This is a genomic window from Staphylococcus sp. FSL W8-0056 (assembly GCF_037963075.1).
Taxonomy (GTDB): domain Bacteria; phylum Bacillota; class Bacilli; order Staphylococcales; family Staphylococcaceae; genus Staphylococcus; species Staphylococcus aureus.
Genome location: NZ_CP150142.1, coordinates 1,058,940 through 1,079,752 on the forward strand (window position 1 = coordinate 1,058,940; position 20,813 = coordinate 1,079,752).

At 32.3% G+C, this 20,813-nt stretch carries 15 protein-coding genes; 11 read left to right on the plus strand and 4 right to left on the minus strand.

The genetic code is table 11. From position 1 onward, the window contains the following. Positions 1-359: 359 nt before the first annotated feature. Together acnA and NSS86_RS05385 are read left to right on the plus strand one after the other, a co-directional pair. Positions 360-3,065 carry an aconitate hydratase AcnA gene (acnA, locus tag NSS86_RS05380; RefSeq protein ID WP_000729744.1) on the plus strand — a complete coding sequence of 902 codons (2,706 nt, stop codon included), beginning with the start codon at positions 360-362 and terminating at the stop codon, positions 3,063-3,065. A gap of 179 nt (positions 3,066-3,244) precedes the next feature. After that, positions 3,245-3,712: a thioesterase family protein gene (locus NSS86_RS05385; protein WP_000640487.1), complete on the plus strand. Its 468-nt coding sequence runs from the start codon at positions 3,245-3,247 to the stop codon at positions 3,710-3,712. Between the two features lie 206 nt (positions 3,713-3,918). Here the strand turns inward: NSS86_RS05385 and NSS86_RS05390 are convergent, their stop codons facing one another. Together NSS86_RS05390 and plsY are read right to left on the minus strand one after the other, a co-directional pair. Continuing rightward, positions 3,919-4,215 carry a HesB/YadR/YfhF family protein gene (locus NSS86_RS05390; protein ID WP_339302356.1) on the minus strand — a complete coding sequence of 99 codons (297 nt, stop codon included), beginning with the start codon at positions 4,213-4,215 and terminating at the stop codon, positions 3,919-3,921. 375 nt (positions 4,216-4,590) lie between these two features. Continuing rightward, on the minus strand, positions 4,591-5,199 hold the full coding sequence (plsY, locus tag NSS86_RS05395) for a glycerol-3-phosphate 1-O-acyltransferase PlsY (protein ID WP_000972779.1): 609 nt from the start codon (positions 5,197-5,199) through the stop codon (positions 4,591-4,593). A 205-nt stretch (positions 5,200-5,404) separates the two neighbouring features. Here plsY and parE point away from each other — a divergent pair, with 205 nt between their 5' ends. The 7 genes from parE (at position 5,405) to mprF (ending at position 17,205) form a co-directional block, all read left to right on the plus strand. Further along, positions 5,405-7,396, plus strand: a complete 1,992-nt coding sequence (gene parE, locus NSS86_RS05400) for a DNA topoisomerase IV subunit B (protein ID WP_001557340.1) — start codon at positions 5,405-5,407, stop codon at positions 7,394-7,396. After that, positions 7,396-9,798: a DNA topoisomerase IV subunit A gene (gene parC, locus NSS86_RS05405; RefSeq protein WP_001289562.1), complete on the plus strand. Its 2,403-nt coding sequence runs from the start codon at positions 7,396-7,398 to the stop codon at positions 9,796-9,798. Before parE ends, parC begins: the two co-directional genes overlap by 1 nt. Positions 9,799-10,047: 249 nt before the next feature. After that, positions 10,048-11,508, plus strand: a complete 1,461-nt coding sequence (locus tag NSS86_RS05410) for an alanine/glycine:cation symporter family protein (protein ID WP_000651160.1) — start codon at positions 10,048-10,050, stop codon at positions 11,506-11,508. A gap of 499 nt (positions 11,509-12,007) precedes the next feature. Then, positions 12,008-12,859 (plus strand): transcription antiterminator, encoded by an 852-nt coding sequence (locus NSS86_RS05415; protein WP_000505015.1) that lies wholly within the window; start codon positions 12,008-12,010, stop codon positions 12,857-12,859. Beyond that, complete coding sequence (locus tag NSS86_RS05420; RefSeq protein ID WP_001788758.1) at positions 12,834-13,001, plus strand: hypothetical protein; 168 nt, start codon at positions 12,834-12,836, stop codon at positions 12,999-13,001. The genes NSS86_RS05415 and NSS86_RS05420 overlap by 26 nt, the downstream gene beginning before the upstream one ends. Then, the gene (gene cozEb / locus NSS86_RS05425) at positions 12,994-14,202 is read left to right on the plus strand and encodes a cell elongation protein CozEb (RefSeq protein WP_001004752.1); all 1,209 of its coding nucleotides are present in this window, start codon (positions 12,994-12,996) and stop codon (positions 14,200-14,202) included. Before NSS86_RS05420 ends, cozEb begins: the two co-directional genes overlap by 8 nt. A gap of 480 nt (positions 14,203-14,682) precedes the next feature. Continuing rightward, positions 14,683-17,205, plus strand: coding sequence for a bifunctional lysylphosphatidylglycerol flippase/synthetase MprF (mprF, locus tag NSS86_RS05430; RefSeq protein ID WP_001071136.1), 2,523 nt, complete (start codon positions 14,683-14,685; stop codon positions 17,203-17,205). A 202-nt stretch (positions 17,206-17,407) separates the two neighbouring features. On the opposite strand, the gene msrA is transcribed toward mprF, so the two are convergent. Continuing rightward, positions 17,408-17,917 (minus strand): peptide-methionine (S)-S-oxide reductase MsrA, encoded by a 510-nt coding sequence (msrA, locus tag NSS86_RS05435; RefSeq protein WP_001024830.1) that lies wholly within the window; start codon positions 17,915-17,917, stop codon positions 17,408-17,410. Positions 17,918-18,053: 136 nt separating this feature from the next. Here msrA and NSS86_RS05440 point away from each other — a divergent pair, with 136 nt between their 5' ends. Beyond that, positions 18,054-19,037, plus strand: a complete 984-nt coding sequence (locus tag NSS86_RS05440) for an LCP family protein (RefSeq protein WP_000356975.1) — start codon at positions 18,054-18,056, stop codon at positions 19,035-19,037. Positions 19,038-19,124: 87 nt separating this feature from the next. Here NSS86_RS05440 and NSS86_RS05445 read toward each other — a convergent pair whose 3' ends face one another. After that, positions 19,125-19,310 carry a 2-hydroxymuconate tautomerase gene (locus NSS86_RS05445; RefSeq protein WP_001123276.1) on the minus strand — a complete coding sequence of 62 codons (186 nt, stop codon included), beginning with the start codon at positions 19,308-19,310 and terminating at the stop codon, positions 19,125-19,127. 147 nt (positions 19,311-19,457) lie between these two features. Between NSS86_RS05445 and NSS86_RS05450 the strand changes: the two genes are divergently transcribed. Next, positions 19,458-20,720, plus strand: a complete 1,263-nt coding sequence (locus NSS86_RS05450) for a Y-family DNA polymerase (RefSeq protein WP_000283016.1) — start codon at positions 19,458-19,460, stop codon at positions 20,718-20,720. Positions 20,721-20,813 lie beyond the last annotated feature (93 nt).

The following is a 20,813-nucleotide window of genomic DNA, read 5'->3' on the forward strand; positions in this document are numbered from 1 at the left end:
AGTTGGGGTGGGACGACGAAATAAATTTTGCGAAAATATCATTTCTGTCCCACTCCCATCAAAAGAATGACATTGAAAAGAAATATTAAAGTTTGGCGCCACAATTTTCTTTCTGCTCAATGAAATAATACGTTTGAAAATTGAATTGAATCATTCACGAAATTGATAATTATTCTCAATTAATAAAAAATACTTATTACACCTTACCTGTATGATAAGTTTTGCTTATATACTCTGATTAAAAAGTCAAAACCTAAATTAAGCGTTTTCTAAGCATGATGAGTTGTTTATCAATAAATATAATAATACAATTTAATCAAGGCATATAAATATAAAAATGTATCAAGGGGGATCATTAAATGGCTGCAAATTTTAAAGAGCAATCAAAAAAACATTTTGACTTGAATGGCCAAAGTTATACTTACTATGATTTAAAAGCTGTAGAAGAGCAAGGTATTACTAAAGTTTCCAATTTACCTTATTCAATTCGTGTTTTGTTAGAATCTTTACTTCGTCAAGAAGATGATTTTGTAATTACAGACGATCATATTAAAGCTTTAAGTCAGTTTGGAAAAGATGGAAATGAAGGCGAGGTACCATTTAAACCTTCTCGTGTTATTTTACAAGATTTCACAGGTGTACCAGCCGTAGTTGATTTAGCTTCTTTACGTAAAGCAATGGATGACGTTGGGGGAGATATTACTAAAATTAATCCAGAAGTACCGGTGGATTTAGTTATTGACCACTCAGTTCAAGTGGATAGCTATGCAAATCCAGAAGCTCTTGAACGTAATATGAAATTAGAATTTGAACGTAACTATGAACGTTATCAGTTTTTAAATTGGGCAACGAAAGCATTTGATAATTACAATGCAGTTCCTCCTGCAACTGGAATAGTTCACCAAGTTAACTTAGAATATTTAGCAAGTGTTGTACATGTTCGTGATGTAGATGGTGAAAAAACTGCATTTCCAGATACATTAGTTGGTACTGATTCACATACAACAATGATAAATGGTATTGGCGTACTAGGATGGGGTGTTGGTGGTATTGAAGCTGAAGCTGGAATGCTTGGACAACCTTCTTATTTCCCAATTCCAGAGGTTATTGGTGTACGACTAGTAAATTCATTACCACAAGGCGCAACAGCAACTGATTTAGCGTTAAGAGTAACTCAAGAGCTACGTAAAAAAGGTGTTGTTGGTAAATTTGTGGAGTTCTTTGGTCCAGGTGTACAACATTTACCACTAGCAGACCGTGCTACAATTGCAAACATGGCACCAGAGTATGGAGCAACTTGCGGATTCTTCCCAGTTGATGATGAATCTCTTAAATATATGAAGTTAACTGGTAGATCAGACGAACATATCGCGCTAGTAAAAGAATATTTGAAACAAAACCATATGTTCTTTGATGTTGAGAAAGAAGATCCTAATTATACAGATGTTATCGAATTGGATTTATCAACAGTTGAAGCATCGCTTTCAGGACCAAAACGTCCTCAAGATTTAATTTTCTTAAGTGATATGAAATCATCATTTGAAAATTCTGTAACAGCTCCAGCAGGCAACCAAGGACACGGTTTAGATAAAAGTGAATTTGATAAGAAAGCTGAAATTAACTTTAAAGATGGATCAAAAGCTACAATGAAAACAGGTGATATTGCAATAGCAGCAATTACATCATGTACAAATACATCTAACCCTTATGTAATGTTAGGTGCAGGTTTAGTTGCTAAAAAAGCAGTTGAAAAAGGCTTGAAAGTTCCTGAATACGTTAAAACTTCTCTAGCACCAGGATCAAAAGTTGTTACCGGATATTTAAGAGATGCTGGCTTACAACCTTATTTAGATGATTTAGGCTTCAACTTGGTTGGTTATGGATGTACAACTTGTATCGGTAATTCAGGTCCTTTATTACCAGAAATTGAAAAAGCGATTGCTGATGAGGACCTATTAGTGACATCTGTATTATCTGGTAACCGTAACTTTGAAGGTCGTATCCATCCTCTTGTTAAAGCCAATTACCTAGCTTCACCACAGTTAGTTGTTGCTTATGCATTAGCTGGAACGGTTGATATTGATTTACAGAATGAACCTATTGGTAAAGGTAATGACGGTGAAGATGTATATTTGAAAGATATTTGGCCATCAATTAAAGAAGTTTCAGATACCGTTGATAGTGTTGTAACACCTGAATTATTTATTGAAGAATATAATAACGTATACAATAACAACGAATTATGGAATGAGATTGATGTAACTGATCAACCTCTATATGACTTTGATCCTAATTCAACATACATTCAAAATCCATCATTCTTCCAAGGATTATCTAAAGAACCGGGTACGATTGTTCCATTAAATGGTTTACGTGTTATGGGTAAATTCGGTGATTCTGTGACAACTGACCACATCTCTCCAGCAGGTGCAATTGGTAAAGATACGCCAGCTGGTAAATATTTACAAGATCATCAAGTGCCTATTCGTGAATTTAATTCATATGGTTCAAGACGTGGTAATCACGAAGTAATGGTTCGAGGTACGTTTGCTAATATACGTATTAAAAACCAATTAGCGCCAGGTACTGAAGGTGGTTTTACAACTTATTGGCCAACAAATGAAGTAATGCCTATCTTTGATGCTGCAATGAAATATAAAGAAGATGGTACAGGTTTAGTTGTATTAGCTGGTAACGATTATGGTATGGGTTCATCTCGTGACTGGGCAGCAAAAGGTACAAACTTATTAGGTGTTAAAACAGTTATTGCACAAAGTTATGAACGTATCCATCGTTCAAATTTAGTTATGATGGGTGTATTACCATTAGAGTTTAAAAAAGGTGAATCAGCTGATTCTCTTGGTCTAGATGGTACAGAAGAAATTTCTGTTAATATTGATGAAAATGTTCAACCACATGACTACGTCAAAGTTACTGCTAAGAAGCAAGATGGTGATTTGGTAGAATTTGACGCTATGGTTCGTTTTGACTCACTTGTTGAAATGGATTACTATCGTCACGGTGGAATTTTACAAATGGTTTTAAGAAATAAATTAGCGCAATAAAAAATAGATATCACAGTAAAATTTCAATCGGTATTTGAGGCACTTTGATAGTGCTCAAAAATACTTCTATAAACTTTATGATATAATAGGTCGGTTCAAAACCTTTGTGTTCTTGGCCGGCCTCTTCTTGTATTTTATGTTAGAATGAGATATAAAGTTAAACTGAAAGAAGGCTTAAAATGATATATAGTATTACAGAAATAGAAGCGCGTTATGCTGAAACTGATAAGATGGGTGTAATTTATCACGGGAATTATGCAACTTGGTTTGAAGTTGCGCGGTTGGATTATATATCGAAGTTAGGTTTTAGTTATGCTGATATGGAAAAACAAGGAATCATTTCACCTGTGACTGACCTCAATGTCAATTATAAAAAGTCTATTTTTTATCCAGAAAAAGTTAAAGTTAAAACTTGGGTTGAAAAATATTCGAGATTACGTTCAGTGTATAAATATGAGATTTTTAATGAAAAAGGTGAACTTGCAACTACAGGTTCCACAGAATTGATTTGCATTAAAGAAGATACTTTTAAGCCTATACGGTTGGATCGTTATTTCCCAGATTGGCATGAAGCTTATAGTAAAGTGCAAACGCTCAATAATGAAGGGAAAACAGTAGAGATAATGGATGGTATTGATTCTTTATAAGTTACTGTAAATGTTTGGAGAGGCAATATTAACAATTAATCTATAAGAAATAGCCAATACGTTAACATTAATGTAATTAGCGTGAAGATAAGCTAATATATAGCAAAAACGAACTTGTTCATACAACATCAGATGTGCTAAACCAAAGTACAACTTCCGAGGTTCAGGACACATCAGAATGTGTAAACAAGTTCGTTTTATTTTAGTTATTTTGTGGAATAAGAAATTTCATCTTCGTGATCAACTACATTTACAATAATGTGGTCATCTTCAAAGTACCACAAATCTTTTTCCGCTACGACAACATTTAAATCGTCATATTGTTGTTCATAGCCAATATCAACATCTTTCTTTGGTTCAACTGTAAAAGCAGGACTAAATCCTTGCTTGAGTTGGAATTCGCCACCATATCTTACAAAAAACACGAGCACTTTATTATTTTCAGGCAACTCAAGTTCATTTTTAAACCAAGTTACTGCTGCATCAGTAAGTTCTATTTGCATAACAATGACCTCCTATATTTATTACAGAATGGGAGTGGGCCAACTTGTATTATTTGTGGAATTTCTTATCGAAATTCTCTGTGTTGGAGCCCACCCCAACCTGCTCATTATTGTAAGCTGAATTTCCATAAGCTTCTATGTTGGGACCCCCGACCAGAATTGAAAAAACCTAGTTATAAGCGCATTTCGTTCGGTTAACTACAGCTAATATAACATTGTGGAGCCTATGACATTGATTTATGTCTCGGTCTCAAATGTTCTTGTAAAAAAACTAAGTATAGTTGAATTTTAAGTTAAAAAAATTGTTTTTGCAAAAATAAAATAATCCATCAACTGCAAAAAAATATGCAATGATGGACTAATGTCAAAAAATTGTTACATCCATTTTATTTTAGGTTCTTCGCCTCTAAAAATCCTTGCGATATTAGAGCGATGTCTAATTATCAATATGATTGAAACTAAGAAACTAACGACTAATAAAATATAGTCTTGAATGATAAGCGAGCCAATCACACAGCAAATTGCTGCAACGATACTTGCTAAAGAAACATATTTAAAAATCTTCAATACAATAAAGAAGATAATTGCAAGTATTAGTAAAAGTATCGGATTGACTCCCAAGACGACACCTGCACTAGTTGCAACAGCTTTGCCACCTTGGAATTTTAAATAAACAGGATAAACGTGTCCAAGTATAGCGAATAAGCCAACAATTAAACCATTTGTAAAAAAAGTACTAATAGGGCCATCTGCGTGAACTGGTAACCATAAAGGGAAGAAAACAGTTATGAACCCTTTGAAAATATCTAGAAATGTTACCAAGAATCCTGCAGGACGACCTAATACTCTAAAGCTATTAGTAGCGCCAGTATTACCACTACCAAATTGTCTAATATCTTTTTTGAAAAATAATTTTCCAATTACGAATCCACTTGGGAAAGCGCCGATAAGATAACTTAGTAGTAACATGACGATTATCATCATAAATATTACACATCCTTTAATATCTTAGGACTATTTTATCATATTCATTTAAATTACGGCTAAAAATTTTAAAAACGGGGATTAATATATGGAATTAAGCTATGAAAGTTAATTGATACTTGCATTTTACGCTGATTTATATAAGAATAACTATTGTATAGTTTTAAAAACGAACGTACGTTTGCAGGAGGCGAAATCATTGGCAATGAATAAACAAAATAATTATTCAGATGATTCAATACAGGTTTTAGAGGGGTTAGAAGCAGTTCGTAAAAGACCTGGTATGTATATTGGATCAACTGATAAACGGGGATTACATCATCTAGTATATGAAATTGTCGATAACTCCGTCGATGAAGTATTGAATGGTTACGGTAACGAAATAGATGTAACAATTAATAAAGATGGTAGTATTTCTATAGAAGATAATGGACGTGGTATGCCAACAGGTATACATAAATCAGGTAAACCGACAGTCGAAGTTATCTTTACTGTTTTACATGCAGGAGGTAAATTTGGACAAGGCGGCTATAAAACTTCAGGTGGTCTTCACGGTGTTGGTGCTTCAGTTGTAAATGCATTGAGTGAATGGCTTGAAGTTGAAATCCATCGAGATGGTAGTATATATCATCAAAGTTTTAAAAACGGTGGTTCGCCATCTTCTGGTTTAGTGAAAAAAGGTAAAACTAAGAAAACAGGTACCAAAGTAACATTTAAACCTGATGACACAATTTTTAAAGCATCTACATCATTTAATTTTGATGTTTTAAGCGAACGACTACAAGAGTCTGCGTTCTTATTGAAAAATTTAAAAATAACGCTTAATGATTTACGCAGTGGTAAAGAGCGTCAAGAGCATTACCATTATGAAGAAGGAATCAAAGAGTTTGTTAGTTATGTCAATGAAGGAAAAGAAGTTTTGCATGACGTGGCTACATTTTCAGGTGAAGCAAATGGTATAGAGGTAGACGTAGCTTTCCAATATAATGATCAATATTCAGAAAGTATTTTAAGTTTTGTAAATAATGTACGTACTAAAGATGGTGGTACACATGAAGTTGGTTTTAAAACAGCAATGACACGTGTATTTAATGATTATGCACGTCGTATTAATGAACTTAAAACAAAAGATAAAAACTTAGATGGTAATGATATTCGTGAAGGTTTAACAGCTGTTGTGTCTGTTCGTATTCCAGAAGAATTATTACAATTTGAAGGACAAACGAAATCTAAATTGGGTACTTCTGAAGCTAGAAGTGCTGTTGATTCAGTTGTTGCAGACAAATTGCCATTCTATTTAGAAGAAAAAGGACAATTGTCTAAATCACTTGTGAAAAAAGCGATTAAAGCACAACAAGCAAGGGAAGCTGCACGTAAAGCTCGTGAAGATGCTCGTTCAGGTAAGAAAAACAAGCGTAAAGACACTTTGCTATCTGGTAAATTAACACCTGCACAAAGTAAAAACACTGAAAAAAATGAATTGTATTTAGTCGAAGGTGATTCTGCGGGAGGTTCAGCAAAACTTGGACGAGACCGCAAATTCCAAGCGATATTACCATTACGTGGTAAGGTAATTAATACAGAGAAAGCACGTCTAGAAGATATTTTTAAAAATGAAGAAATTAATACAATTATCCACACAATCGGGGCAGGCGTTGGTACTGACTTTAAAATTGAAGATAGTAATTATAATCGTGTAATTATTATGACTGATGCTGATACTGATGGTGCGCATATTCAAGTGCTATTGTTAACATTCTTCTTCAAATATATGAAACCGCTTGTTCAAGCAGGTCGTGTATTTATTGCTTTACCTCCACTTTATAAATTGGAAAAAGGTAAAGGCAAAACAAAGCGAGTTGAATACGCTTGGACAGACGAAGAGCTTAATAAATTGCAAAAAGAACTTGGTAAAGGCTTCACGTTACAACGTTACAAAGGTTTGGGTGAGATGAACCCTGAACAATTATGGGAAACGACGATGAACCCAGAAACACGAACTTTAATTCGTGTACAAGTTGAAGATGAAGTGCGTTCATCTAAACGTGTAACAACATTAATGGGTGACAAAGTACAACCTAGACGTGAATGGATTGAAAAGCATGTTGAGTTTGGTATGCAAGAGGACCAAAGTATTTTAGATAATTCTGAAGTACAAGTGCTTGAAAATGATCAATTTGATGAGGAGGAAATCTAGTGAGTGAAATAATTCAAGATTTATCACTTGAAGATGTTTTAGGTGATCGCTTTGGAAGATATAGTAAATATATTATTCAAGAGCGTGCATTGCCAGATGTTCGTGATGGTTTAAAACCAGTACAACGTCGTATTTTATATGCAATGTATTCAAGTGGTAATACACACGATAAAAATTTCCGTAAAAGTGCGAAAACAGTCGGTGATGTTATTGGTCAATATCATCCACATGGAGACTCCTCAGTGTACGAAGCAATGGTCCGTTTAAGTCAAGACTGGAAGTTACGACATGTCTTAATAGAAATGCATGGTAATAATGGTAGTATCGATAATGATCCGCCAGCGGCAATGCGTTACACTGAAGCTAAGTTAAGCTTACTAGCTGAAGAGTTATTACGTGATATTAATAAAGAGACAGTTTCTTTCATTCCAAACTATGATGATACGACACTCGAACCAATGGTATTGCCATCAAGATTTCCTAACTTACTAGTGAATGGTTCTACAGGTATATCTGCAGGTTACGCGACAGATATACCACCACATAATTTAGCTGAAGTGATTCAAGCAACACTTAAATATATTGATAATCCGGATATTACAGTCAATCAATTAATGAAATATATTAAAGGTCCTGATTTTCCAACTGGTGGTATTATTCAAGGTATTGATGGTATTAAAAAAGCTTATGAATCAGGTAAAGGTAGAATTATAGTTCGTTCTAAAGTTGAAGAAGAAACTTTACGCAATGGACGTAAACAGTTAATTATTACTGAAATTCCATATGAAGTGAACAAAAGTAGCTTAGTAAAACGTATCGATGAATTACGTGCTGACAAAAAAGTCGATGGTATCGTTGAAGTACGTGATGAAACTGATAGAACTGGTTTACGAATAGCAATTGAATTGAAAAAAGATGTGAACAGTGAATCAATCAAAAATTATCTTTATAAAAACTCTGATTTACAGATTTCATATAATTTCAACATGGTCGCTATTAGTGATGGTCGTCCAAAATTGATGGGTATTCGTCAAATTATAGATAGTTATTTGAATCATCAAATTGAGGTTGTTGCAAATAGAACGAAGTTTGAATTAGATAATGCTGAAAAACGTATGCATATCGTTGAAGGTTTGATTAAAGCGTTGTCAATTTTAGATAAAGTAATTGAATTGATTCGTAGCTCTAAAAACAAGCGTGACGCTAAAGAAAACCTTATCGAAGTATTCGAGTTCACAGAAGAACAGGCTGAAGCAATTGTAATGTTACAGTTATATCGTTTAACAAACACTGACATAGTTGCGCTTGAAGGTGAACATAAAGAACTTGAAGCATTAATCAAACAATTACGTCATATTCTTGATAACCATGATGCATTATTGAATGTCATAAAAGAAGAATTGAATGAAATTAAAAAGAAATTCAAATCTGAACGACTGTCTTTAATTGAAGCAGAAATTGAAGAAATTAAAATTGACAAAGAAGTTATGGTGCCTAGTGAAGAAGTTATTTTAAGTATGACACGTCATGGATATATTAAACGTACTTCTATTCGTAGCTTTAATGCTAGCGGTGTTGAGGATATTGGTTTAAAAGATGGTGACAGTTTACTTAAACATCAAGAAGTAAATACGCAAGATACCGTACTAGTATTTACAAATAAAGGTCGTTATCTATTTATACCGGTTCATAAATTAGCAGATATTCGTTGGAAAGAATTGGGGCAACATGTATCACAAATAGTTCCTATCGAAGAAGATGAAGTGGTTATTAATGTCTTTAATGAAAAGGACTTTAATACAGATGCATTTTATGTTTTTGCGACTCAAAATGGCATGATTAAGAAAAGTACAGTGCCTCTATTTAAAACAACGCGTTTTAATAAACCTTTAATTGCTACTAAAGTTAAAGAAAATGATGATTTGATTAGTGTTATGCGCTTTGAAAAAGATCAATTAATTACCGTCATTACTAATAAAGGTATGTCATTAACGTATAATACAAGTGAACTATCAGATACCGGATTAAGGGCAGCTGGTGTTAAATCAATAAATCTTAAAGCTGAAGATTTCGTTGTTATGACAGAAGGTGTTTCTGAAAATGATACTATATTGATGGCCACACAACGCGGCTCGTTAAAACGTATTAGTTTTAAAATCTTACAAGTTGCTAAAAGAGCACAACGTGGAATAACTTTATTAAAAGAATTAAAGAAAAATCCACATCGTATTGTAGCTGCACATGTAGTGACAGGTGAACATAGTCAATATACATTATATTCAAAATCAAATGAAGAACATGGTTTAATTAATGATATTCATAAATCTGAACAATATACAAATGGCTCATTCATTGTAGATACAGATGATTTTGGTGAAGTAATAGACATGTATATTAGCTAAAAACTATATGCAATCACGAAATTAAATGATAAAATACAGTAATGTTAAATTTTGACTAAATTCAAGGGATTTATATTAAATGCTGACCAAGTACTTATCGTTAAATTAGCGATAGACTTTGACCAAACTAATATAAATCTCTTGTATTGTATAAGAAATGATGATGTATCTCTATATTTACTGAAGTTTCAATTCGGTCTAATTTTATAGAAGGTGCATGATTCATGTAGAGGATGCGAGGGGTTTATTTTGAAAGATTTCGATAGTTTAATTCCTGGATGGTTTAAAGAATTTGTCCATGTTGGTACCGATTTAATATGGTCTCAATATTTAATTGGTCTATTATTGACAGCTGGATTCTTCTTTACAATTAGTTCTAAATTCGTTCAATTACGAATGTTACCTGAAATGTTTAGAGCTTTAGTAGAACGTCCAGAAACTTTAGAAGATGGTAAGAAGGGTATTTCGCCATTCCAAGCATTTGCGATTAGTGCTGGTTCGAGAGTTGGTACTGGTAATATTGCTGGTGTTGCGACTGCGATTGTTTTAGGCGGTCCAGGTGCAGTGTTTTGGATGTGGGTTATTGCATTTATAGGTGCAGCGAGTGCATTTATAGAAGCGACTTTGGCTCAGGTTTATAAAGTACATGATAAAGATGGTGGATTCCGTGGTGGTCCAGCTTACTATATTACTAAAGGTTTAAATCAAAAATGGCTAGGTATCGTATTTGCGATTTTAATTACAATTACATTTGCATTTGTATTTAACACAGTGCAATCTAATACAATTGCGGAGTCGTTAAATACGCAATATAATATTAGTCCAGTAATCACAGGTATTATTTTAGCAATCGTAACAGCTATTATTATATTTGGTGGTGTACGTAGTATTGCTACGTTATCTTCGTTAATTGTACCGATTATGGCTATCATTTACATTGGTATGGTTTTAGTAATATTGCTATTTAATTTAGATCAAATTGTTCCTATGATAGGTACGATTATTAAAAGTGCATTTGGTATCGAACAAGTAACTGGTGGCGCTGTAGGTGCTGCGGTTCTTCAAGGTATCAAACGTGGTTTATTCTCTAACGAAGCTGGTATGGGTTCTGCGCCGAATGCAGCGGCAACTGCTGCCGTACCACACCCTGTTAAGCAAGGTTTAATCCAATCATTAGGTGTGTTCTTTGATACAATGTTGGTTTGTACAGCAACTGCAATCATGATTTTACTATATTCAGGATTGAAATTTGGTGATAACGCACCTCAAGGTGTTGCAGTTACTCAATCAGCACTTAATGAGCATTTAGGTTCTGCTGGAGGTATTTTCTTAACAATAGCAGTTACACTGTTTGCATTTTCATCTGTTGTAGGTAATTACTATTACGGTCAATCTAATATTGAATTTTTATCAACAAATCGTGTGATATTATTTATCTTTAGATGTCTTGTTGTAGTACTTGTCTTTGTCGGTGCAGTTGTAAAAACAGAAACAGTATGGAATACGGCAGACTTATTTATGGGCTTAATGGCAATTGTAAACATTATTTCCATTATAGGACTGTCCAATGTAGCTTTTGCATTGATGAAAGATTATCAAAAGCAGAAAAAAGAAGGCAAGAACCCTGTCTTTAAACCTGAAAACTTAGAAATTAACTTATTTGGAATTAGTGCTTGGGGCGCTAACAAATATAAGAACTCTGATAAATAAATATTTTTAATGTAACGATTCATTATATAAAAATCAAATAAACCCTGAGGTTTTCAAATTAAAGCGAAAATCTCAGGGTTTTAAATTTGTACTCAATAATCATCTGTATCATTACACTAGTTAATCTAAAATTTGATTATATATTAATATAGTAAGGTTGAGATTTATTTCCTCCATTGGTGTGCAAAGACTATACCATTTATAAGACATATTGTTGGATAGATGAATATAAATTTATTTTAGTTTTGCACAATTTAATAGTGCGTTTTAGTTTGTATTGAGTATTAATTCAGATAATATATAAATAAATAGAATTATTTGTAAATATGGGAGTCAGATTTTTTTATTATAGTTATTCCACTTTGAGAGACATCGAAATTAAATTAAGATATATCATATAGGATAGGCGTGTAATAGAACACAAGTATTTAAATTATTATACTTTCAAGTTAGACATTTCCGATATATAATCTTAATAATAGAAAAATAGGTGATGATAATGGGAGAATATATTGTTACTAAAACATTGAACAACAATGTCGTAGTATGTACTAATAATGATCAAGAAGTTATTTTAATCGGTAAAGGTATTGGTTTTAACAAAAAAGAGGGAATGGCGTTAAACGACCAAACTATTACAATAGAGAAAATTTATAAATTAGAAAGTGAGCAACAAAAAGCACATTATAAAAGTTTAGTTGAAATCGCTGATGATAATGTATTACAAGTAATTATTGATTCGTTGAATTTTATTTCTAATACTGCGATGAATGTTGATTCAAAACAACTTGTAGTTTCATTAACGGATCATATTATATTTGCTTATAAACGCTTAAAACAAAATCAAGTTATTAGCAATCCATTTGTTATGGAAACTATGCAGTTATATAGTGATGCATATCATATTGCTAAACAGGTGATTGATCAGTTAAATGCAGCATTAGATGTACATTTTCCTGAAGATGAGATAGGATTTATTGCATTACATATTGCATCTAATACAGAAGATTTATCTATGCATGAGATGACCTTGATCAATAATGTTATTAAAAAAGGTATAGATATCATTGAATCAGACCTTGTGACAACTGTTGATAAGGAATCATTACAATACCAACGTTTTATAAGGCACGTACAATTTTTAATTCGCCGATTAAGAAGAAAAGAATATATACATGCACAAGATGATTTTGTGTCTATGATTAAAAATCACTATCCGATTTGCTATAACACAGCATATAAAATTTTAACTATGATACAAAAACAATTTGATGTTAATATCAGTGAGTCTGAAATTATATATTTAACATTACACATTCATCATTTTGAAGAAAGGATTAATCAATCCTAAATTAAGTGTATTACACGGGCGTTTCGTTACTGTAAAGGGTATTTGTATGGTATCATTGATGTTAGTAATTTTACATAAGTGGACTGTTTTTATACAACATCTTATGAATATTTTAAGTGGTGGTGAATCTATAATTGAATGAAAATGAAAAGAATATAAGAAAGAATTTTTTAAAATTTACCGAATCACGGTATATGAAGTTTGTTGGTGGGAATGATTTAGTCTTCTCATTAATAGCGCTAGTATTGTTGGGTATTGTTATTTTTATTTTCGAAAAAGTATCATATGTTTTTGATCCTTTTATCATCGTTTTTAAGACGATAGCAGCACCTATCATCGTCTCTTTAATTCTATTCTATCTATTTAACCCAATCGTAAATATGATGGAACGTTATAGAATACCAAGAGTTGCAGGTATTTCTATTATTTATCTAGCTGTAGTAGGTGTTATTACGTTAATTGTTAATTTATTGATACCTATTATTGGTTCGCAAGTAGATAGTTTAGTTAAAAATTCACCGCAATATCTAGAAAAATTAATTAATTCTATTGATAAAATAGCAAATAATACGTTTTTCTCTTCGTATTATAGTCAAATTAATGATTGGTTAAATTCTTTACCTAAGAAAATACCATCTATGTTAAGTGAATTTACAGATGGCTTTGGGTCTAAAATTGCAACGTTTGCAGAAACGATTGCTAATATTGGCGTTGTGATTGTCACAACACCATTTGTACTATTCTTTATGCTTAAAGATGGACATCACTTCAAAGAATTTTCAACGAATATTATGCCACCGAAATTCCGAAAAGATTTTCATGATCTACTTGAAAAAATGAGTGTTCAAGTTGGTTCATACATTCAAGGACAAATTATCGTTTCATTCTGTATCGGTATACTGTTGTTTATCGGTTATTCGGTTATCGGGTTGAAATATAGCTTAGTATTAGCTAGTATTGCGGCAGTTACAAGTGTTGTACCATATTTAGGGCCTACTATAGCGATTTCTCCAGCTATTGTAATAGCTGCTATAACATCGCCGTGGATGCTCTTAAAATTAGCAGTAGTATGGACTTTAGTACAATTTGTTGAAGGGCACTTCATTTCACCAAATATCATGGGTAAAACACTTAAGATTCATCCACTTACAATCATTTTCATTTTACTGTGTGCAGGCAAATTGCTTGGTATTGTAGGCGTTATTTTAGGTATTCCGGGATATGCTATTTTAAAAGTATTAGTTACTCATTTATTCCAATTATTTAAACGTCGATACAATCGTTTCTATGGTAATGATGTAGGTGAATATGATATTAAAGAAAGTAATAAAATAGTTGAATAAGTAATAAAAAATACCAATGACTATATGTTTGTTGGTATTTTTTATGGTGCTTATAATGTTGGGCAGTTACATTTATGATTATCAGCACATGTTTAGCTTATAAATTTTTACGAAAGTTTAGCCGTTTATAAAGCACATGCATAATGAAACGAGTATTTGCCACTTGATTAGTACTTCATTATTATGTCGAAAATAAAAATAAGTGGTATTTTTAATATATTAAGAAGCACTCATAATCGGCTGTTAATTAATAATATTTTTCATAAGTATTGATTCATCATTTTCTTTATGTTAAATATGAATCAGTATAGATAACCATATTGTTCTGTTTGAGATAGAAATATTTTCTATTTACTTCTTAATACAGATATCAATATGACAAAAGTGTTATATAAATCAAAGGTAAATGATATGCTATTTTTATGGTTTATATGATATATTTTGATTTATAACAGAAATAATTAGAATTGATGTGAAAAAATGAATCAGGAAGTTAAAAACAAAATATTTTCAATCTTAAAAATTACGTTTGCTACAGCTTTATTTATTTTTGTAGCAATCACATTGTATCGGGAGTTATCTGGTATTAACTTTAAAGATACGTTGGTTGAATTTAGTAAGATTAACCGTATGTCCTTAGTGTTACTATTTATTGGTGGTGGGGCATCGCTTGTTATTCTATCAATGTATGATGTGATTTTATCTAGAGCTTTAAAAATGGATATATCCTTAGGCAAAGTTTTAAGAGTAAGTTATATCATCAATGCATTGAATGCGATTGTAGGTTTCGGTGGCTTTATTGGTGCAGGCGTTAGAGCAATGGTTTATAAAAACTATACGCATGATAAAAAGAAATTAGTTCACTTTATATCCTTAATACTTATTTCAATGTTGACAGGTTTAAGCTTATTATCATTGCTAATTGTATTCCATGTTTTCGATGCATCTTTAATCTTAGATAAGATTACATGGGTAAGATGGGTATTATATGTAGTGTCATTTTTCTTACCATTATTCATTATTTATTCAATGGTTAGACCACCCGATAAAAACAATCGTTTTGTAGGATTGTACTGCACTTTAGTGTCGTGTGTTGAATGGTTAGCAGCTGCAGTTGTATTATATTTCTGTGGTGTAATTGTTGACGCTCATGTATCATTCATGTCCTTTATTGCAATATTTATCATTGCTGCATTATCAGGTTTAGTCAGCTTTATTCCTGGTGGTTTCGGCGCTTTCGATTTAGTTGTATTACTAGGATTTAAAACTTTAGGTGTCCCTGAGGAAAAAGTATTATTAATGCTACTTCTATATCGTTTTGCGTACTATTTTGTACCGGTAATTATTGCATTAATTTTATCATCATTTGAATTTGGTACATCAGCTAAGAAGTACATTGAGGGATCTAAATACTTTATTCCTGCTAAAGATGTTACGTCATTTTTAATGTCTTATCAAAAGGATATTATTGCTAAAATTCCATCATTATCATTAGCAATTTTAGTATTCTTTACAAGTATGATCTTTTTTGTAAATAACTTAACGATTGTTTACGATGCTTTATATGATGGAAATCACTTAACGTATTATATTCTATTGGCAATTCATACTAGTGCTTGTTTATTACTTTTACTGAATGTAGTTGGTATTTATAAGCAAAGTAGACGTGCCATTATCTTTGCTATGATTTCAATTTTATTAATCACAGTGGCGACATTCTTCACTTACGCTTCATATATTTTAATAACATGGTTAGCTATTATTTTTGTTCTGCTTATTGTAGCTTTCCGTAGAGCACGTAGGTTGAAACGCCCAGTAAGAATGAGAAATATAGTTGCAATGCTTTTATTCAGTTTATTTATTTTATATGTTAACCATATATTTATTGCTGGAACGTTATATGCATTAGATATTTATACGATTGAAATGCATACATCTGTATTGCGCTATTACTTCTGGCTTACGATTTTAATCATCGCTATCATCATAGGTATGATTGCATGGTTGTTTGATTATCAATTTAGCAAAGTACGTATTTCTTCTAAAATTGAAGATTGCGAGGAGATTATTAATCAGTACGGCGGTAATTATTTGAGTCACTTGATATATAGTGGTGACAAGCAGTTTTTCACTAATGAAAATAAAACAGCATTTTTAATGTATCGTTATAAAGCAAGTTCATTAGTGGTTCTTGGAGATCCGTTAGGTGATGAAAATGCCTTTGATGAATTGTTAGAAGCATTCTATAATTACGCTGAGTATTTAGGCTATGATGTTATATTCTATCAAGTTACAGATCAACACATGCCTTTATATCATAATTTCGGTAACCAATTTTTCAAATTAGGTGAAGAAGCAATTATTGATTTAACGCAATTTTCAACTTCAGGTAAAAAACGCCGTGGATTTAGAGCGACTTTAAACAAATTCGATGAACTTAATATTTCATTCGAAATTATTGAACCACCGTTTTCAACTGAATTTATAAATGAGCTTCAACATGTAAGTGATTTATGGCTAGATAATCGTCAGGAAATGCATTTCTCTGTGGGTCAATTTAATGAAGAATACTTATCTAAAGCGCCAATTGGTGTAATGCGAAATGAAGAAAATGAAGTAATTGCATTCTGTAGTTTAATGCCAACATACTTTAATGATGCCATTTCAGTCGATTTAATTAGATGGTTGCCAGAGTTAGATTTACCATTAATGGATGGATTATACTTGCACATGTTACTTTGGAGTAAAGAACAAGGTTATACAAAATTTAATATGGGTATGGCAACGTTATCGAACGTTGGTCAATTGCATTATTCATATTTAAGAGAACGACTTGCAGGCCGTGTCTTTGAACATTTCAACGGTCTATATCGTTTCCAAGGATTACGTCGTTATAAATCTAAATATAATCCGAATTGGGAACCACGCTTTTTAGTTTATCGTAAAGATAATTCGCTTTGGGAATCACTTTCTAAAGTAATGCGTGTAATACGTCACAAATAATTAAAATCCAAGTGCTAAGAGGTATACAGTTATGCCTGAAGCGCTTGGATTTTTTGGTTTCTATAAAGAATGATTTATAAAAAACGGTACAGATAAGAATATTTAAGTTTCCTATCTGTACCGTATTTTAATATTGAAATGAGCTTAAGTTAAGTCGCCTAACTTTTATTATCAGCCCAATCAGTTTCATCAAGTATAAATGTTATTGCTTATTTTTGTATTCTTGGCGTATTTTTTGTTCTTCTGCATAGCGCTCTGGATTTTTCTTATAAAAATCTTGGTGATAGTCTTCGGCTTTGTAAAATTGTGACGCTGGTAATATTTTTGTTGCAATTGCCTTATCAGCATTAATCGTATTTTTAAGCTGCTCGATATATGTCTCAGCGAGTTCTTTTTGATGATCATTAGTGTAGAAAATAGCTGTTTGATATTGAGGACCACGGTCTTGATATTGACCACCTGTATCTAATGGGTCAATGACTGAGAAAAATATTTCTAATAACTTATTGTATGAGAATAATGCAACATCATATTGAATTTCAACAGTTTCTAAATGACCACTCGTACCTGATTTTACTTGTTCGTAAGTAGGATTTTCAATATGTCCGCCCATATATCCAGAAGTTACTTTTTCTATGCCGTCAAAGGTGTCAAATGGTTTCGTCATACACCAAAAGCAACCTCCGGCAAAATAAGCTGTATTAATATTCATTTTTGACATCCTTTCATTAGACCTTAGTACGATTTATTAAGAAATCACTTGCTTTTTGAATTGTTTTTATATAACGTTAATATGTGATTATTATAGTACACAAAAATCTATTTTTGAAGATATAAGGTAGGTAAATATGGATAAAGAAACTAATGACAACGAATATAGACGTCAAAGTGAACATCGCACTTCGGCGCCTAAGCGAAAAAAGAAGAAGAAAATTAGGAAATTACCTATCATTCTTCTGATTGTTGTAATTTTACTTATCGCATTAGTTGTATATATTGTACATAGTTACAATAGCGGTGTAGAATATGCCAAGAAACATGCGAAAGATGTTAAAGTACATCAATTTAATGGACCAGTAAAAAATGATGGTAAAATTTCTATTCTTGTACTCGGTGCAGATAAAGCACAAGGTGGACAATCAAGAACAGATTCTATCATGGTTGTTCAATATGACTTTATCAATAAAAAAATGAAAATGATGTCTGTCATGCGTGATATTTATGCAGATATTCCAGGATATGGAAAACACAAAATTAATTCAGCATACGCTTTAGGTGGTCCAGAGCTACTTAGAAAAACACTTGATAAAAATTTAGGAATTAATCCTGAATATTATGCAGTAGTTGATTTTACTGGATTTGAGAAAATGATTGATGAATTAATGCCAGAAGGTGTACCAATTAATGTCGAAAAGGATATGTCGAAAAATATTGGTGTATCTTTGAAAAAGGGTAACCATAGGTTGAATGGTAAAGAATTACTTGGTTATGCAAGATTCCGTCACGACCCTGAAGGTGACTTCGGACGCGTGCGACGTCAGCAACAAGTGATGCAAACATTGAAAAAAGAAATGGTTAATTTTAGAACAGTTGTTAAATTACCAAAAGTTGCAGGTATTTTAAGAGGCTATGTGAATACAAACATTCCTGATTCAGGGATTTTCCAAACAGGTTTGAGTTTTGGCATCCGAGGTGAAAAAGATGTTAAGTCATTGACTGTGCCAATCAAGAACTCATACGAAGATGTCAATACAAATACTGATGGTAGTGCATTACAGATTAATAAAAACACAAATAAACAAGCTATTAAAGACTTTTTAGATGAAGATTAAAAATAAACAAGGCGATTTCTATCATACTCAGATAGAAGTCGCCTTGTTCGTTTTCAAAGAATTAATTGGCATGCATCTTATGAAGAATTATTGATCTGACTTTCTTACGCCAGCCACACCATAATGGTTTGGTTTCATTTCTTCTATAACAACGTGAATTGCTTGTCTATTTGCCCCCGTTGTTTTTTCTACGGCGTCAGTTACTTCGCTAACTAAATTTTTTAATTGTTCATCCGAACGACCTTCTAATAATTTTACATTGACGATTGGCATCATCCAAACCTCCTAATCATTATTAATTTGAGTATATCATGTAATACTTAAAAATTCATTTGCAAAATAACAGAACATTTGTTCTAAAATAGTTGAAATAGAACACGTGTTCGTATATAATAAGGTTCAAGTAAGGGAGGAATAACAGTGTATAATTATCATTTATTAGAAGATAGGGATGTTCTATGTATTGACCAAAAAAGTTTTTTTGCGAGTGTTTCTTGTATTGAAAAGGGGCTAGATCCATTAGAAACAAAGTTAGCTGTTGTTGCAGATACTAAGCGTCAGGGTTCTGTAATATTGGCTGCGACACCTAAATTAAAAGAATTAGGCATCAAGACAGGGTCGCGATTGTTTGAAATACCACATAGAAATGATATTTACATTATCAATCCAAGTATGCGTAAATATCTTAATGTTTCAGTTGCTATTTCTAAGATTGCATTGCGTTATATTCCACCTGAAGATTTACACCAATATAGTATTGACGAATTTTTTATGGATGTTACTGATAGCTATCATAGATTTAGTTCTACAGTACATGCATTTTGCGAAAGACTTAAACGTGAAATTTATGAAGAAACAGGCATTTATTGTACTGTGGGCATTGGTTCTAATATGTTATTAAGTAAAATTGCTATGGATGTTGAAGCGAAGCATAGTCAAAATGGTATAGCTGAATGGCGATATCAAGATGTACCAACGAAATTATGGCCAATTCAGCCCTTGCGAGATTTTTGGGGTATTAATCGTCGAACAGAAGCCAAATTGAATAAAAGAGGAATTTTTACTATAGGAGATTTAGCGAAATATCCATATAAATTTTTAAAAAAAGAGTTCGGTATTTTAGGTGTTGATATGCATCTACATGCGAATGGGATAGATCAGAGTAAAGTACGTGAAAAGCACAAGATCAGCAATCCATCGATATGCAAAAGTCAAATATTAATGAGAGATTATCATTTTGATGAAGCAAAAGTAGTAATGCAAGAGTTAATTGAAGATGTTGCTAGCAGAGTTCGAGCAAGAAAAAAAGTGGCAAGAACGATACATTTTGCCTTTGGCTATAGTGATGAAGGCGGTGTACATAAGCAATATACTTTGAAAGATCCAACAAACTTAGAAAAAGATATTTATAAAGTAGTAATGCATTTTGCAGATAAATTATGTAATAAACAAGCACTATATCGTACGCTAAGTATATCTTTGAGTCAATTTATTAATGAGGATGAGCGACAGTTAAGTCTGTTTGAAGATGAATACCAACGCAAACGTGACGAATGCCTAGCTAAAACGATAGACCAATTACATTTGAAATACGGCAAAGGTATTGTGTCCAAAGCAGTATCGTTTACAGAAGCAGGTACAAAACATGGTAGATTAGGTTTAATGGCTGGACATAAAATGTAATGACTATACGGTTTAAGGAATATATAACTGTGATTCGTATAAAATAAGTCTCTAAAGATAAATATTTCATATATCACAATAGATTTCACAATA

Coding starts and splice junctions, on each gene's coding strand:
- acnA (WP_000729744.1), top strand. CDS start 360: ATGGCTGCAAATTTTAAAGAGCAATCAAAAAAACATTTTGACTTGAAT.
- NSS86_RS05385 (WP_000640487.1), top strand. CDS start 3,245: ATGATATATAGTATTACAGAAATAGAAGCGCGTTATGCTGAAACTGAT.
- NSS86_RS05390 (WP_339302356.1), bottom strand. CDS start 4,215: ATGCAAATAGAACTTACTGATGCAGCAGTAACTTGGTTTAAAAATGAA.
- plsY (WP_000972779.1), bottom strand. CDS start 5,199: ATGATGATAATCGTCATGTTACTACTAAGTTATCTTATCGGCGCTTTC.
- parE (WP_001557340.1), top strand. CDS start 5,405: ATGAATAAACAAAATAATTATTCAGATGATTCAATACAGGTTTTAGAG.
- NSS86_RS05415 (WP_000505015.1), top strand. CDS start 12,008: ATGGGAGAATATATTGTTACTAAAACATTGAACAACAATGTCGTAGTA.
- mprF (WP_001071136.1), top strand. CDS start 14,683: ATGAATCAGGAAGTTAAAAACAAAATATTTTCAATCTTAAAAATTACG.
- msrA (WP_001024830.1), bottom strand. CDS start 17,917: ATGAATATTAATACAGCTTATTTTGCCGGAGGTTGCTTTTGGTGTATG.
- NSS86_RS05440 (WP_000356975.1), top strand. CDS start 18,054: ATGGATAAAGAAACTAATGACAACGAATATAGACGTCAAAGTGAACAT.
- NSS86_RS05445 (WP_001123276.1), bottom strand. CDS start 19,310: ATGCCAATCGTCAATGTAAAATTATTAGAAGGTCGTTCGGATGAACAA.